Annotated in this window: 11 protein-coding genes; 10 read left to right on the top strand and 1 reads right to left on the bottom strand. The window is 43.6% G+C overall.

Translation table 11 applies throughout. The annotated features are described in order from the left end of the window. From EDD74_RS10250 to thiI, 9 genes are all read left to right on the top strand, one after another. A complete protein-coding gene (locus EDD74_RS10250) occupies positions 1-2,112 on the top strand; it encodes a penicillin-binding transpeptidase domain-containing protein (protein WP_116441822.1) in 2,112 nt (703 codons plus the stop codon). A gap of 582 nt (positions 2,113-2,694) precedes the next feature. Then, on the top strand, positions 2,695-4,407 hold the full coding sequence (locus EDD74_RS10245; protein WP_116441823.1) for an ABC transporter ATP-binding protein: 1,713 nt from the start codon (positions 2,695-2,697) through the stop codon (positions 4,405-4,407). A gap of 18 nt (positions 4,408-4,425) precedes the next feature. After that, positions 4,426-6,153, top strand: a complete 1,728-nt coding sequence (locus EDD74_RS10240) for an ABC transporter ATP-binding protein (protein WP_116441824.1) — start codon at positions 4,426-4,428, stop codon at positions 6,151-6,153. A gap of 59 nt (positions 6,154-6,212) precedes the next feature. Continuing rightward, positions 6,213-7,769 (top strand): ClC family H(+)/Cl(-) exchange transporter, encoded by a 1,557-nt coding sequence (locus tag EDD74_RS10235; protein ID WP_116441825.1) that lies wholly within the window; start codon positions 6,213-6,215, stop codon positions 7,767-7,769. Between the two features lie 116 nt (positions 7,770-7,885). Next, a complete protein-coding gene (locus EDD74_RS10230) occupies positions 7,886-8,452 on the top strand; it encodes a manganese efflux pump MntP (protein WP_008976285.1) in 567 nt (188 codons plus the stop codon). Between the two features lie 92 nt (positions 8,453-8,544). Continuing rightward, positions 8,545-9,501, top strand: a complete 957-nt coding sequence (gene prmA, locus EDD74_RS10225) for a 50S ribosomal protein L11 methyltransferase (RefSeq protein WP_116441826.1) — start codon at positions 8,545-8,547, stop codon at positions 9,499-9,501. A gap of 18 nt (positions 9,502-9,519) precedes the next feature. Next, positions 9,520-10,260 carry a 16S rRNA (uracil(1498)-N(3))-methyltransferase gene (locus tag EDD74_RS10220; protein WP_116441827.1) on the top strand — a complete coding sequence of 247 codons (741 nt, stop codon included), beginning with the start codon at positions 9,520-9,522 and terminating at the stop codon, positions 10,258-10,260. A gap of 35 nt (positions 10,261-10,295) precedes the next feature. Further along, positions 10,296-11,450 (top strand): cysteine desulfurase family protein, encoded by a 1,155-nt coding sequence (locus EDD74_RS10215; protein ID WP_016439261.1) that lies wholly within the window; start codon positions 10,296-10,298, stop codon positions 11,448-11,450. 29 nt (positions 11,451-11,479) lie between these two features. Beyond that, the gene (gene thiI / locus EDD74_RS10210) at positions 11,480-12,661 is read left to right on the top strand and encodes a tRNA uracil 4-sulfurtransferase ThiI (RefSeq protein ID WP_116441828.1); all 1,182 of its coding nucleotides are present in this window, start codon (positions 11,480-11,482) and stop codon (positions 12,659-12,661) included. 118 nt (positions 12,662-12,779) lie between these two features. On the opposite strand, the gene EDD74_RS10205 is transcribed toward thiI, so the two are convergent. After that, positions 12,780-13,010 (bottom strand): HPr family phosphocarrier protein, encoded by a 231-nt coding sequence (locus EDD74_RS10205; RefSeq protein WP_008976280.1) that lies wholly within the window; start codon positions 13,008-13,010, stop codon positions 12,780-12,782. 145 nt (positions 13,011-13,155) lie between these two features. Here EDD74_RS10205 and mtaB point away from each other — a divergent pair, with 145 nt between their 5' ends. Continuing rightward, complete coding sequence (gene mtaB / locus EDD74_RS10200; RefSeq protein ID WP_008976279.1) at positions 13,156-14,472, top strand: tRNA (N(6)-L-threonylcarbamoyladenosine(37)-C(2))-methylthiotransferase MtaB; 1,317 nt, start codon at positions 13,156-13,158, stop codon at positions 14,470-14,472. Positions 14,473-14,530 lie beyond the last annotated feature (58 nt).

The raw sequence follows: 14,530 nt of genomic DNA, 5'->3' as shown, positions 1-14,530 counted from the left end.
ATGTCAGAGAAGAGAACACAAAATAAGGGTACAAAAAAACAACAAGAGATACAGAATTACAAAAGGAAAGAGAAAAGCTTCAATTGGGTGTGGCTCGGGATTTCTGTGCTTTTGGTTATTGGAGTGATCGCAACCGGAGTGATGTTGAATGTTGCAGACATCCGACAGACTCCGAAGATGGTTATGAAAGAATATTTTGAATTACTTTCCAAAGGAAAGTATGAAGAGATGTATACGTTTGTCAGTGACACAAGCGGAATAGAAAAGAAAGCTTTCCTTGAGAAAAACAAAAATATTTATGAAGGAATCCAGATGAGTGGACTTCAAGTGAAGTTTGACAAGGAGAAGAAAAAGAAGGACAAAGAGAAGACAGCTGTAGTATCTTATCAGACGAAGATGGAAACGGTGGCAGGAGAAAAAGCATTTTACAATGAAGCAAGTCTGGTCAAAGAAAAAGGCGGTGACTGGAAACTTGTATGGGAACCGTCATTGATTTTCCCGGAATTGAGGGAAGATGACAGAATTGTCGTGTCCACGGTTTCGGCACGCAGGGGAAATATATTGGATCGGAATGGAAATGGGCTTGCAGTCAATGGAACGATACTTCAAGTCGGTGTGGTCCCGGGAAAGATGGATGAGGATAAGACGGGAGCGATTGAAAAAATTGCAGCAGAAATGGATATGACAGAGGAAGAGATAGAAACAAAGCTCAGCGCTGCGTGGGTGACAGATGACGTGTTTGTGCCATTAAAGTCGATGGCAAAAGGGAATGAAGAAAAAGAACAGCGTCTGCTGGGAATCAAAGGAGTTATGATCTCTGAGATGGAAGGAAGAGTCTATCCTCTTGGAGCGGCAGGAGGACATCTGACTGGCTATGTGCAGCCGATCAGTGCAGAGGAACTGGAAGAAAAACAGTCGGAAGGGTATCATGAAAATAGTGTGATTGGAAAATCAGGTTTGGAACTTGCCTATGAGAAAACACTAAAGGGTTCCGATGGCTATGAAATCTACACAGCAGATCAGAATGGCAAGACGAAGATTCTTTTAGCTGCGAAGGAAAAAGAAGATGGACAAGATGTGGTGGTGACTATCGATGCTGCAATCCAGCAGAAAGCGTACGAACAGTTTCAAGGAGATCCTGCAATGGCTGTTTCCATAAATCCAAAAACAGGGGAAGTGATGGCACTTGTGAGCACGCCGGCATATGACCCGAATGAGTTTGTCTATGGAATTTCCGATCGGAGATGGACAGAATTAAATGAAGATCCAAACCGACCGCTTTTGAACCGATTCTATGCGGCTCTTGTGCCAGGATCTACGTTTAAACCGATCACGGCAGCAATTGGCATGGATGCAAGGAAGCTTGATCCAAATGAAAACAAAGGATATGTGGGGCTAAGCTGGCAGAAAGATGCAAGTTGGGGAGAATATATGGTTACAACACTGACCGATTATGGAAGCGAGGTCAACTTGCAGAATGCGCTTGTCTATTCAGATAATATTTACTTTGCACGTACAGCGCTTGATATTGGGGCGGATACGATGATCGAGGGCATGCGCCGGGCAGGATTTGAAGAAGAACTGCCATTTGATATCGGTGCACAAGTATCTACATTTGGAACAGACAGTAAGATTTCTTCTGAAATTCAGCTGGCAGATACAGGATATGGACAGGGAGAATTACTTGTCAATCCAATTCATCTTGCGTCCATTTACTCTGCGTTTGTCAATGAGGGAAATATGATTCTTCCGGTACTGCAGATGGAGGAAGGACAGCAAGCAGAGTATTGGAAAAAAGATGTATTTACGGAGGAGACGGCAAAACAGATTCAGAGTGATCTTGTGCAGGTTATTGAGAATCCGACTGGAACTGGAGCAGGCGGAAGAATCGAGGGAGTTTCCCTGCTTGGAAAGACCGGAACAGCCGAGACAAAAGGAAGTCAGGAGGATGCAGGAGCTCTTGAATATGGATGGTTTGCATGTGAAACGACAGATGGGGAAGAGCGGCCGCTGTCTGTAATCGGAATGGTGGAAGATGTACAGAAAAAAGGTGGAAGTAATTATGTTGTGTCAAAAGTCAATGCCATCATGGAGTTGTATTATGCAAATTGATCAAAAAGAGCATGATTTTTTGTGAATTCCCATAATTTTACAAAAAATATTGACAGATACTGTCGACAGTTTTATAATAAAAACAGCGTTAAATAAGAAAAAGAAGGAGGTAAAACTATGAACGCAAAGAGAACAATAAATTTAATGGATTGTACAACAATATACAGCAACCGTTTGGAACGTTTACCTCAGGAGAATCTTTTTTAGAGTAAAGTAAGAATAGAAAGATTGTGCTTTCTTTTTGTGCAAAAGCTGTGGTATGCGTGCCACAGCTTTCTTTTTTCAGGAATTTTCTGGAAAAGAAGCGTTTCTGGGTGGATATCTTTGGAGAGATATCTGTTCTGGGAGAATCTTGCAGAAAACATAGAAGAAGCACATCTTATAGAAGAAGTTTGATCCGCAATAGGGAAAATCAGGATGTGCACCAGGCATGTCCTTTTTTTGTGGGAAATTTCATCTTTTAATCAAAAATTTCAGTAGATTCCTGGCGGAGCACAGAAGTGTGGCGCTTTGGAAGAGAAAAGATTCTTAGGAGCGAAAAAGGTCTGTTGTATAAGAGAGGAAAGGAGAACGGGGAAACTTATGAAAAAAATATCAAAATATCTGTTGGAAAAGTGGTATGTGTATGCGTTTGCAATCGGCTGCCTGGTTATCAAGGTCAGTCTTGACATGCTGTCTCCACAGATTACAAAGCGTATGATTGATGATGTGATTGGAAAGGGACAGAAGGAAATTTTTCCAATGCTACTTTTTGGAGTCTTTTTCATCGGAGTAGGAAGATGTGTTTTTGGATATCTTCAAGAATTTACTTTTGACCGGGTGGGATCGGAGATCGCGATGGATATTAGAAGAAGGCTGTTTGATCATATCCAGTCGTTGTCCATGCGGTATTTTAACAATACAAATACTGGAGAACTGATGTCGAGGGTCAAAGATGATGTAGATAAAATATGGGGATCACTGACTTATATCAGCATGTTGCTCGTAGAAGTCATCTTTCATACCAGTGTGATTTTGGTTTGTATGTATCGCCTTGACAGAGGTTTGTTTCTTATTCCGGTGATCGCAATGCCAATGGTAGCGCTGTTTGCAATTATGATGGAAAAGAAGCTTGGAAATGTGTATGAGGAGATTAGTGAGGAAAATGCTGCTCTGAATACGGTGGCGGAAGAAAATCTTGCCGGAGTGCGTACCGTCAAAGCATTTGCAAGGGAGAAATTCGAGATCAGAAAATTTTTATCTCACAACAAGCGTTATTACGAACTGAATATGAAGCAGTCTAAAGTGCTGGTTCGATACCAGCCGTTATTTCAGGCAATCACAAAGCTGCTTCCAGTTATTGTTATTATTTTTGGTGGACACCGTGTGATTGAGGGAAAAATCACACTGGGAACGCTCGGGGCATTTGTGGAATATTCAATGAACATCGTCTGGCCGATGGAGATGTTAGGATGGCTGTTCAATGACTTTGCGGCGGCAGTTGCATCCAATGAAAAGCTGAAGAAGATTTACCGACAATATCCGGAAATTACAGAGCCTAAGAGCCCGGAAAGACTGGAGAATGTAAAGGGGAATATCACATTTGAACATGTTTCTTTGGAACTTGACGGACATTCCATTTTGCGAGACATATCCTTTGATCTGCCGGCAGGAAAGACGCTCGGGATTATGGGAGAAACCGGTGCGGGAAAGACTTCTGTCATCCATGTACTCCAGCGGTTTTATGATGTCACGGGAGGAAAGATCCTTTTGGATGGGAAGGATATTCGAAAACTTCCGCTTCATCAACTGAGAAGAAGCATTGCGCTCGTTATGCAGGATGTCTTTTTGTTTTCAGATACGGTGGAAGAAAATGTACGGTTTGGAAAGCGGGGAGAAGTTTTGCGGGAAGAAGTGGTTGCCTCTCTTGATTGTGCGGAGGCAAAAAATTTCGTAGAGCGTATGGAAAGCCGGTATGACACGCTGATCGGTGAGCGCGGGGTAGGGCTTTCCGGTGGACAGAAACAGAGAATCAGCATTGCCCGGGCGATTGCAAAACGTGCGCCGATCCTCGTATTAGATGATTCGACTTCTGCACTCGATATGGATACCGAGCGTCAAATCCAAGAGAACCTACGGAATGTGACAGATGTGACAAAGATTATCATCGGACACCGGGTTTCTTCAGTGCGAGATGCAGATGAAATTCTGATTTTGCAGGATGGAAAAGTGGCAGAGCGGGGAACGCATGAAACATTATGGGAGAAAAAGGGAATTTATTATCAGACCTGTCAGATACAGGGGGAAGTTATTTAAAGGAAGGAGAGAAAAACGATGGCGGTAAATGCAACGAGAACAGATGAGCAGGTCCAGACAGTGTCAAAGAGAAGGACACTGGCGCGGATGTTCTATTATCTGCTCGCATATAAAAAGCAGGTCGTGGCAGTGCTGACGATTATGCTTGTATCAGTTGTGATCACACTGATCAATCCGCTGATCATCCAACAGGCGATTGACGTTTATATTGCAGGAGAAGACTGGCATGGGTTAAAAAGGCTTGGTATTGTGGCAGTTCTTTTGAACCTGACACTTGTCCTGCTTGTGAAAATGCGTATGTATATTATGGCGAAGGTGTCAAATGAGGTGCTTCTCACAATCCGTGAAGAATTGTATACGCATATCCAGACACTGAGTTTTCAGTTTTTTGACAGCAGACCGACCGGGAAGATTCTTGCAAGGATCATAGGGGATGTCAATTCTTTGAAGGAGGTGCTGTCAAACAGTGTCACGACACTGATTCCGGATTTTATCACAATCTTGTCGGTGGTCGGGATCATGTTTGTCAAAAACTGGAAGCTGGCAGCGGCAGCGCTCTCCAGTTTGCCGCTTATGATCCTCGGAGTTGCCTTTGTGCAGAGCAAATCCCATATACGGTGGCAGATCCACCGAAAAAAAGGATCGAATATGAATGCATTTGTCCATGAAGATCTTTCAGGGATGTATGTTGTGCAGAGCTTCGGGGCGGAGCAGGAAACGAAACAGATTTTTGAAGAATTATTACAGGAGCATAAGGACTCCTTTGTAGATGCAGTGCGCTATGCAGATGCGTTTGGTCCAATTGTAGATTTCTGTTGGGGACTTGGAACAATGGTACTATACTTTTTCGGGGTTAATATGATTCTTGACGGAATGCTGCAGGTCGGAACGCTGATCGCATTTGGAACATACATTTCAATGTTCTGGCGACCGGTCATGAACCTCAGTAATTTCTATAATCAGCTTGTGACAAATATTGCAGGAGCAGAGCGTATTTTTGAGATTCTTGACACGAAGCCGGACCTGACTGACGGAGAGACAGCTTGCGAGATGCCGGAGATCACAGGTGCTGTCAGCTTTCGGCATGTAACCTTTTCCTATGAGAAAGAAAAGGAAGTATTAAAGGATGTCAGCTTTGAGATTGAGCCTGGTCAGACAGTGGCGCTGATCGGACCGACCGGAGCAGGAAAATCAACGATTGTCAATCTGATCTGCCGCTTTTATGATATTCAGCACGGGCAGGTCTGTATTGATGGCAGGGATGTAAAGAGTGTGACGATTGAAAGTCTTAGAAGTCAGATGGGAATTATGACACAAGATGTCTTCTTGTTTTCGGGAACAATTCGGGAAAATATCCGATATGGAAGGTTAGAAGCCAGTGAGGAAGAAATCATCCGGGCAGCAAAGGCAGTCCATGCCCATGAATTCATCATGAAGATGGAGAAGGGATATGATACAGAGTTAAAAGAGCGCGGCGCAGGACTCTCAGCGGGACAAAGACAGCTTCTCGCATTTGCAAGAACGATGCTGTCAGAGCCTAAAATACTCATACTGGATGAGGCGACATCTAGTATTGACACACATACAGAACTTCTTGTGCAGAAAGGAATTGAAGCGTTATTAAAGGGAAGAACCTCCTTCGTGATCGCACACCGGTTATCGACGATCCAAAATGCCGATCGCATTTTCAGGGTAGACAATGGCGGAATTTTGGAGTTAAATAGTTTTGAGGAAATTGAAAAGTGATGTCTGTTTCAAGGAAGTAAGACGGCGGACAGGAAAATGAGCATGTAAGGAGGAGAAAGATGAAGCATGATACATCGCAGATGATTAAGAGAGAGGAGCATCTTCCGGTCATTTTGATCGGAGAGGGTCTGCTTGTCGGGATGATTGGAGGCCTGATCGTCCTTGCCTACCGCATTGCATTGAAGTATGCCGGGAAGTGGATGGATGAGATCATCACCTTTGCGGGACAGTCTCCGATGCGGATGGCAGGGTGGCTGCTTGTCTTAATGGTGTTGGCAGTTCTTGTAGGATTGCTTGTCCGGTGGGAGCCGATGATCTCAGGGAGCGGGATCCCACAGCTGGAAGGAGAGATGGCGGGAAAATTATCGCAGAAATGGTGGCGTGTGCTGCCGGCAAAATTTGCAGGAGGATTTCTGTCACTGCTGGCGGGATTATCGCTTGGAAGGGAAGGCCCGTCGATCCAGCTTGGAGCAATGACGGGAAAAGGGATTTCAAAACTGTTAAAGCGGGATCGGACGGAAGAAAAGTTTCTGTTGACCTGTGGGGCGAGCGCCGGGCTGTCGGCGGCATTTCATGCGCCTCTTGCGGGGGTGATGTTCTCACTTGAAGAAGTGCATAAAAATTTCTCGGTATCTGTGCTGATTTCGGTGATGACCGCATCGATTACTGCAGATTATATTTCTTCTCAGTTTATCGGGATAGAACCGGTATTTCAGTTTGATATCGGAAATGTACTTCCACAGAATTATTATTGGATGATCGTTGTGCTTGGAGTGATTCTTGGATGCTTCGGTGCATTTTACAATTGGTTTACGCTGACGGTGCAGGCAATGTATAAAAAAGTCTCATGGTTAAATGAAGTGACACGACTGCTGATTCCATTTACGCTTGCCGGAATTTTTGCATTTACAGTGCCGGAATTACTTGGAAGCGGACATGAACTGATCGATCTGATGACGGATCATAAGCTATTGCTTGGGGGAGCAATCTTTTTGCTCGCAGCGAAATTTGTGTTCTCGGCAATCTGCTTCGGTTCCGGGGCGCCGGGAGGGATTTTCTTTCCACTGCTTGTGCTTGGAGCACTGACTGGGGGAATCTTTGGAATGATCGGTGTCAATTACTTTGGAATGGACCCGGATTATATCAATAATTTTGTCTTACTTGCAATGGCAGGCTATTTCACCGCGATCGTGCGTGCGCCGCTGACCGGAATCATCCTGATCTTTGAGATGACTGGGTCAGTGAGCCAGATGCTGTCACTCTCGATCATCTCGATCGTGGCATATATTGTGGCGACGTTATTAAAGTCTGATCCGATTTACGAAAGCCTTCTGGAACGCCTGCTCGCGGGCAGAGGAGAACGGAAAGAAGAAGGAAGCAGGGAGAAAGTACTGATGCGGCAGTCTGTGATGTTTGGCTCAGCGGCAGCGGATCATGAGGTTGGAGAAATCCAGTGGCCGGATCACTGCCTGCTTGTGTCGATTCAAAGAAGCGGAAGAGAGATTATTCCGAGAGGAAACACAATGATCAGAGCAGGAGATGTTCTTGTGACGATGACAGAAGAACAATATGCGGGAGAGATGCATGATGAAGTTCGGGAAATCTGTGAAGAGTAGCAACAGCTTCAAAATAGTGTAGAAGAAACTTCCTTTTTATGTTATGATAAATTGATAGGTCTAAAAATAGATTTTGGAAGACCTTGCAGAGCAAACAAAAGAAGAGGAAGAAAACAATGGGAATCATAGAATTATTTTTGATCGCGGTAGGTCTTTCCATGGATGCGTTTGCAGTGTCAGTCTGCAAAGGATTGGCGATGAAGAAATGTACATGGACAAAGGCTGGCATTGTCGGACTTTATTTTGGTATATTTCAGGCGGGGATGCCGCTTTTGGGATATGCATTGGGTGTGCAGTTCAGCCATGTGATCACTTCGATCGATCACTGGATTGCATTTGTACTTCTTGGGATCATCGGTCTGAACATGATCAAAGAATCGCGGGAAGACGGCGAAGAGTGCGGGATGGAAGAAGATTCTCTTAAGGTGAAGGAGATGCTTGTGCTTGCGGTTGCGACCAGCATTGATGCGCTCGCAGTAGGGATCACATTTGCATTCTTGCAGGTGGACATCATTCCGGCAGTTGCATTTATCGGAGTGACAACATTTTTACTGTCCGTAGGCGGGGTGAAGATTGGGAATGTATTTGGTGCAAAATATAAGTCCAAAGCGGAACTGGCAGGAGGATTGATCCTGATTTTAATGGGAATAAAGATTCTTCTGGAGCACCTGGGGATTTTCTAATACAGTAAAGTAAAAATAGGCAGAACAGAGAAGATAAGGAATCTGTTATTGGGAGAAGATGCAGATTAGATTTTTTAAAGAGGTGAATGATTATGAGATGGAACAAATTCAGATTAAAGACAACAACAGAGGCAGAAGACCTTGTCAGCAGTATGTTGATGGATCTGGGAATTGAAGGTGTGGAGATTGAGGATAAAGTGCCGCTTACACAGGCTGATAAAGAGCAGATGTTTGTAGACATCCTGCCGCAGATCGAGAGTGATGATGGGATTGCTTACCTCAGCTTCTACCTTGAGGAGGAAGTGGATAAAGAGGAGATGCTTGCAAAGGTCAGAGATGAGTTTGAAGCGATGCGTGCCTATGCGAATGTAGGAGAAGGGACGATCGAAGAGTCTCAGACAGAAGATCTGGATTGGGTAAATAACTGGAAGCAGTATTTTCATCAGTTCTATGTCGATGACATTTTAATTATTCCATCCTGGGAAGAGGTAAAACCGGAAGACGAGGATAAGATGATCATTCATATCGATCCGGGAACAGCATTTGGAACAGGAATGCACGAGACGACACAGCTTTGTATTCGTCAGCTGAAGAAACATGTGACAAAGGAGACAAGAATTCTTGATGTAGGATGTGGAAGCGGAATTCTTGGCATGCTTGCCTTAAAATTTGGCGCAGCTTATTCTGTGGGGACAGATCTTGATCCGTGTGCAATCGATGCTACTTATGAAAACATGGAAGTCAATGGAATTACTAGAGACCAGTATGAAGTCATGATTGGCAATATTATTGATGACAAGGAAGTGCAGGATAAAGTCGGCTATGATAAGTATGACATTGTTGTGGCAAATATTCTTGCGGATGTTCTTGTGCCACTGACACCAGTGATCTTAAATCAGCTGAAAAAAGGTGGTATCTATATTACAAGCGGAATCATCGATGACAAGGAAGATACTGTTGTAGAGGCAGTGAAGGCAGCGGGGCTGGAAGTGCTGGAAGTGACCTATCAAGGAGAGTGGGTATCTGTTACCGCAAGAAAAAATTTCTAAGAAAGAGGATAGAAGAACATGCAGCATTTTTTTGTAGTGCCAGATCAAGTGAGGGATGGATACATTGAGATTACCGGGTCGGACGTCAATCATATGAAGAATGTACTTCGTATGAAGACGGGAGAGCAGTTGGAAATCAGTGATGGCAACAATAAGAAGTATCTCTGTGAGATCGAATCACTGGAGGCAGACAAGGTAATGGCTCGGATTTTGGAGGAACGGGAAGCGGAAAATGAACTTCCATCAAAACTTTATCTGTTTCAGGGGCTCCCAAAGAGCGATAAGATGGAGTTGATCATCCAGAAAGCGGTAGAACTTGGGGCATGGGAAGTGATTCCGGTTGCGACAAAGAGGGCAGTGGTAAAGCTGGATCAGAAAAAGGCGGCAAAGAAGAGAGAACGGTGGAGCGGGATCTCAGAGAGCGCTGCAAAACAGGCTGGGAGAAATGTGATCCCGGAAATAAAACAAGTGATGAACTTTCAGGAAGCGCTTTCTTATGCGAAAAGCCTTGATGTTCTTCTGATCCCATATGAATTGGCGGAGGGAATGCAGGCTACAAAAGAGCGGATCCAAGCGATACAGCCGGGGCAGTCGGTTGGGATTTTTATTGGTCCGGAAGGCGGATTTGAGCAAGAAGAGGTGAAGCTTGCCATGGAGGCAGGAGCATATCCGATCACGCTTGGAAGGCGGATCCTTCGCACAGAGACGGCGGGGATGACGATGTTGTCTGTGCTGATGTATCATCTGGAACAGGAATGACATAATCTGATAGTAAAAGAAAACAGGAGAAAACTATGGAAATATATCTGGACAATTCGGCGACAACAAAGTGTTATGAATGTGTGCGGGACATTGTTGGAAAAGTAATGTGTGAAGATTACGGAAATCCATCTTCTATGCACAGAAAAGGAGTCGAGGCAGAACAATATATCAAGGAAGCAAAGGAAATCATTGCAAAGGCGATGAAAGTGCAGGAAAAAGAAATCTTTTTTACTTCCGGAGGAACTGAGAGCGATAACCTTGCGCTGATCGGTGCTGCAAGGGCAAATCATCGGGCAGGGAGACATCTGATCACTTCGTCCATCGAGCATCCGGCAATTTTAAATACGATGCATTATCTTGAAGAAGAAGGATTTCGCGTGACGTATCTTCCGGTGGATGCAGAAGGAAAGGTGAAGCTTTCCGCACTGCAGGAAGCGCTCTGTGAGGAGACAATCCTCGTATCGATCATGTATGTGAATAATGAGATGGGAGCGGTTCAACCAATTGAGGAAGCAGCGCGTATCATTAAGGGGTACAACAATAAAATTTTATTTCATGTGGATGCAGTTCAAGGATTTGGAAAATATCGGATTTATCCAAAGCGGATCGGGGTTGATATGATGTCTGTGAGCGGACATAAAATCCACGGACCGAAAGGAATCGGAGCGCTTTATATCAACGAGAAGGTGAAGATCCATCCGATTATTTTCGGAGGAGAACAGCAGAAAAATATTCGTTCCGGCACGGAGAATGTTCCGGGGATTGCTGGACTTGGAAGAGCCGTCAAAGAGATTTATACGGATTTGGATGAAAAGACCGCAAAGATGCGTGCGCTAAAAAATCGGTTCATTGAAGGAATCCAGAAAATCGATGACGTAGTGATCCATGGAGTGACAGATGAGACGAGTGCGCCGCATATTATCAGTGTCGGTGTAGCTGGAATCCGAAGTGAAGTGCTGCTTCATACGTTGGAAGACAAAGGAATCTATGTATCCTCCGGTTCTGCCTGTGCATCAAATCATCCGGCAATCAGCGGTGTGCTGAAAGGAATCGGTGTGAAGAAAGAATACCTCGATGCGACGCTTCGATTCAGTCTTTCCGAATTTACAACCGAAGAGGAAATTGACTATACACTGGAAACATTATATAATTGTGTACCGATGCTGAGAAGGTATACAAGACATTGATATAATATGCAAAAGAAAGGATAAGAAAAATGATATTTCATGCATTTTTGATAAAATACGGAGAAATCGGGATCAAAGGGAAAAACAGATATCTTTTTGAGGATGCCTTGATTCGTCAGATGCGCTATGCGCTGAAAGATGTGGATGGAACTTTTGATATCCACAAATCCCAGGGGAGAATCTATGTAGAATGTGAAGGAGAGTATGACTACGAGGAGACTGTCGCAAGTTTAAAGAGAGTTTTTGGAATCGTGGGAATCTGTCCGGTAGTCCATGTGGAAGACCAGGGATTTGAACAATTAAAAAAAGATGTTGTAGATTATATGGATCAGATGTATCCGAATAAAAATACAACATTTAAAGTAGAGGCAAGAAGAGGCAAGAAGAGTTATCCGAAGAATTCTATGGAGATCAACTGCGATCTTGGAGAGGCTATTTTAGAGGCATTTCCAGAAATCAAGGTAGATGTGCACAAGCCAGAGATCAAGCTGAATATTGAAATCCGCGAACAGATCTACATTTATTCAGAAATCATTCCGGGACCAGGTGGAATGCCGGTGGGAACAAACGGAAAGGCGATGCTTCTGCTCTCCGGTGGGATTGACAGCCCGGTAGCAGGTTATATGATTTCCAAGAGAGGAGTCGGGCTGGAGGCAACTTATTTCCATGCACCACCGTATACAAGTGAGCGTGCAAAGCAGAAAGTGATCGATCTTGCGAAATTAGTGGCAAAGTATTCAGGACCGATTAAACTGCACATTGTCAACTTTACAGACATTCAGCTGTATATTTATGATAAGTGTCCACATGATGAGCTGACGATTATTATGCGCCGTTATATGATGAAGATTGCAGAACATTTTGCAAAAGAGAGCGGATGCCTTGGGTTGATCACAGGGGAGAGTATCGGACAGGTGGCGAGCCAGACGATGCAGAGTCTGGCAGCAACCAATGATGTATGTACACTGCCGGTATACCGTCCGGTGATTGGATTTGACAAGCAGGAAATCGTGGAGATTGCAGAGAAAATCGATACTTACGAGACATCTATTCTTCCGTTTGAGGATTGTTGTACGATCTTTGTCGCAAAACACCCGGTGACAAAACCGAATATCAATGTGATCCGCAGATCAGAAGAAAATCTTGCAGAAAAGATTGATGAACTGTTTGAGGCAGCTGTGAACACTGTGGAGACGATTGTTGTAAAATAGTAAAAAAATAGATATGTTCCTGACCGGAGCCGGCCGGAACATATCTATATTTTCTTACAGACATTCCGGAGAATATCTGTATACTTCTTTATCAAAGTCGTAGGTGACTGTTGAAAACTTATACTAAGTATGGAGCAAGCGCTTCTAAAATAGTATCAAGGTCTTTTTCAGCGTGGATGTTTAAGTCGATCGGTTTTGATAAGTCTAAGCTGAAAATACCCATGATAGATTTTGCGTCAATCACATATCTTCCGGATACTAAGTCGAAATCGTGATCAAATTTTGTGATTTCGTTTACGAAAGATTTTACTTTGTCGATTGAATTTAATGAAATTTGTACTGTTTTCATTGAATAATCCTCCTTGAATTTTGTTCTACCCTTATCTTAAAGTTTGGGGGTATAAAAGTCAAGAAACAAAGTGCCAAAGAAATGGAGAAATTTTCGTGATTTTGGATAACAATTACATAGAAGCAGAAAAAGAAAGGGAAAAAAGATGAAAAAAGCAGCATTACATAATCTTGGATGTAAAGTCAATGCATACGAGACAGAGGCGATGCAGGAACTGTTGGAACAGAATGGCTATGAGATTGTTCCGTTTCAGGAAGGGGCGGATATCTATATTATCAACACATGTACGGTGACCAATATGGCTGACAGAAAGTCAAGACAGATGATCCACCGGGCAAAAAAGATGAATCCGGATGCAATCGTTGTGGCGGCGGGATGTTATGTGCAGGCGCAGGAAAACAGCGATAAGATCGATGAATGTATTGATATTGTCATCGGAAATAATAAGAAGCAGAATTTGATCGAGATTCTTGAGGAGTATGAGCAGAAACGAAAAGAAGCAGACGGTGTGTTTGTGCAGCAGGAAGTCATTGATATCAATCACACGAAAGAATACGAAGAACTCCATCTGACCAAGACTGCAGAACACACACGGGCATACATTAAAGTACAGGACGGCTGTAACCAGTTTTGTACATACTGCATCATCCCATACATGAGAGGTCGTGTCAGAAGCAGAAGAAAAGAAGAAGTTGTGGAAGAAGTGAGTGCACTTGCGGCCAATGGCTATAAGGAAGTTGTGCTCACAGGAATTCATCTGAGTTCTTACGGAGTTGACTTTGAAGAAAAGGAAACGTTACTTTCGCTGATCCAGGCGGTTCATGCAATCGAAGGAATCGAGAGAATCCGACTCGGATCGTTGGAGCCCCGCATTATCACAGAAGAATTTGCGTCGGCGCTGTCTGCACTTCCAAAAATCTGTCCGCATTTTCATCTGTCATTGCAAAGTGGCTGCGAGGAGACTTTAAAGCGGATGAACCGAAGATATTCCGCAGAAGAATATTTTGAAAAATGCATGCTGCTCCGTAAATATTTTGAAAATCCGGCATTGACTACAGATATAATCGTCGGATTCCCGGGAGAGACCGAAGAAGAATTTGAAGAGTCAAGGGCATTTGTAGAAAAAGTAAATTTTTATGAGACGCATATTTTTAAATATTCAAAGCGTCAGGGAACAAAGGCTGCGGTAATGCCGAATCAAGTGCCGGAGCCGGAGAAGACAAAAAGGAGTAACACGTTACTTGCATTGGATGAACGGAACCGGAAAGCTTATGAGGAGCAATTTGCGGGCAAAGAGACAGAAATTCTTGTAGAGGAACAGATGGAGAAAGACGGAAAGACATATTGGATCGGACATACGAAGGAATATATCCGGCTGGCAATCTTGTCTGATGAAAACTTATCTGGTAGATTATTAAGAGTGACTGTCGGAAAAGATGCATGGACAGTGGATGCATTGTAAAAGTAGAAAACTTTATTTTGAGAATCATTTTAAAAATCCTTCACAAAATATTCATTGT

The sequence above is a fragment of the Faecalimonas umbilicata genome, assembly GCF_004346095.1.
Taxonomy (GTDB): domain Bacteria; phylum Bacillota; class Clostridia; order Lachnospirales; family Lachnospiraceae; genus Faecalimonas; species Faecalimonas umbilicata.
The sequence above is the reverse complement of the archived record's forward strand: the minus strand, read 5'-3'. Positions and strand labels throughout refer to the sequence as shown.

Bases quoted from the DNA above. Each gene is read 5' to 3' on its own strand.
- EDD74_RS10250 (WP_116441822.1), top strand. From the start codon at position 1: ATGTCAGAGAAGAGAACACAAAATAAGGGTACAAAAAAACAACAAGAG.
- EDD74_RS10245 (WP_116441823.1), top strand. From the start codon at position 2,695: ATGAAAAAAATATCAAAATATCTGTTGGAAAAGTGGTATGTGTATGCG.
- EDD74_RS10240 (WP_116441824.1), top strand. From the start codon at position 4,426: ATGGCGGTAAATGCAACGAGAACAGATGAGCAGGTCCAGACAGTGTCA.
- EDD74_RS10235 (WP_116441825.1), top strand. From the start codon at position 6,213: ATGAAGCATGATACATCGCAGATGATTAAGAGAGAGGAGCATCTTCCG.
- EDD74_RS10230 (WP_008976285.1), top strand. From the start codon at position 7,886: ATGGGAATCATAGAATTATTTTTGATCGCGGTAGGTCTTTCCATGGAT.
- prmA (WP_116441826.1), top strand. From the start codon at position 8,545: ATGAGATGGAACAAATTCAGATTAAAGACAACAACAGAGGCAGAAGAC.
- EDD74_RS10220 (WP_116441827.1), top strand. From the start codon at position 9,520: ATGCAGCATTTTTTTGTAGTGCCAGATCAAGTGAGGGATGGATACATT.
- EDD74_RS10215 (WP_016439261.1), top strand. From the start codon at position 10,296: ATGGAAATATATCTGGACAATTCGGCGACAACAAAGTGTTATGAATGT.
- thiI (WP_116441828.1), top strand. From the start codon at position 11,480: ATGATATTTCATGCATTTTTGATAAAATACGGAGAAATCGGGATCAAA.
- EDD74_RS10205 (WP_008976280.1), bottom strand. From the start codon at position 13,010: ATGAAAACAGTACAAATTTCATTAAATTCAATCGACAAAGTAAAATCT.
- mtaB (WP_008976279.1), top strand. From the start codon at position 13,156: ATGAAAAAAGCAGCATTACATAATCTTGGATGTAAAGTCAATGCATAC.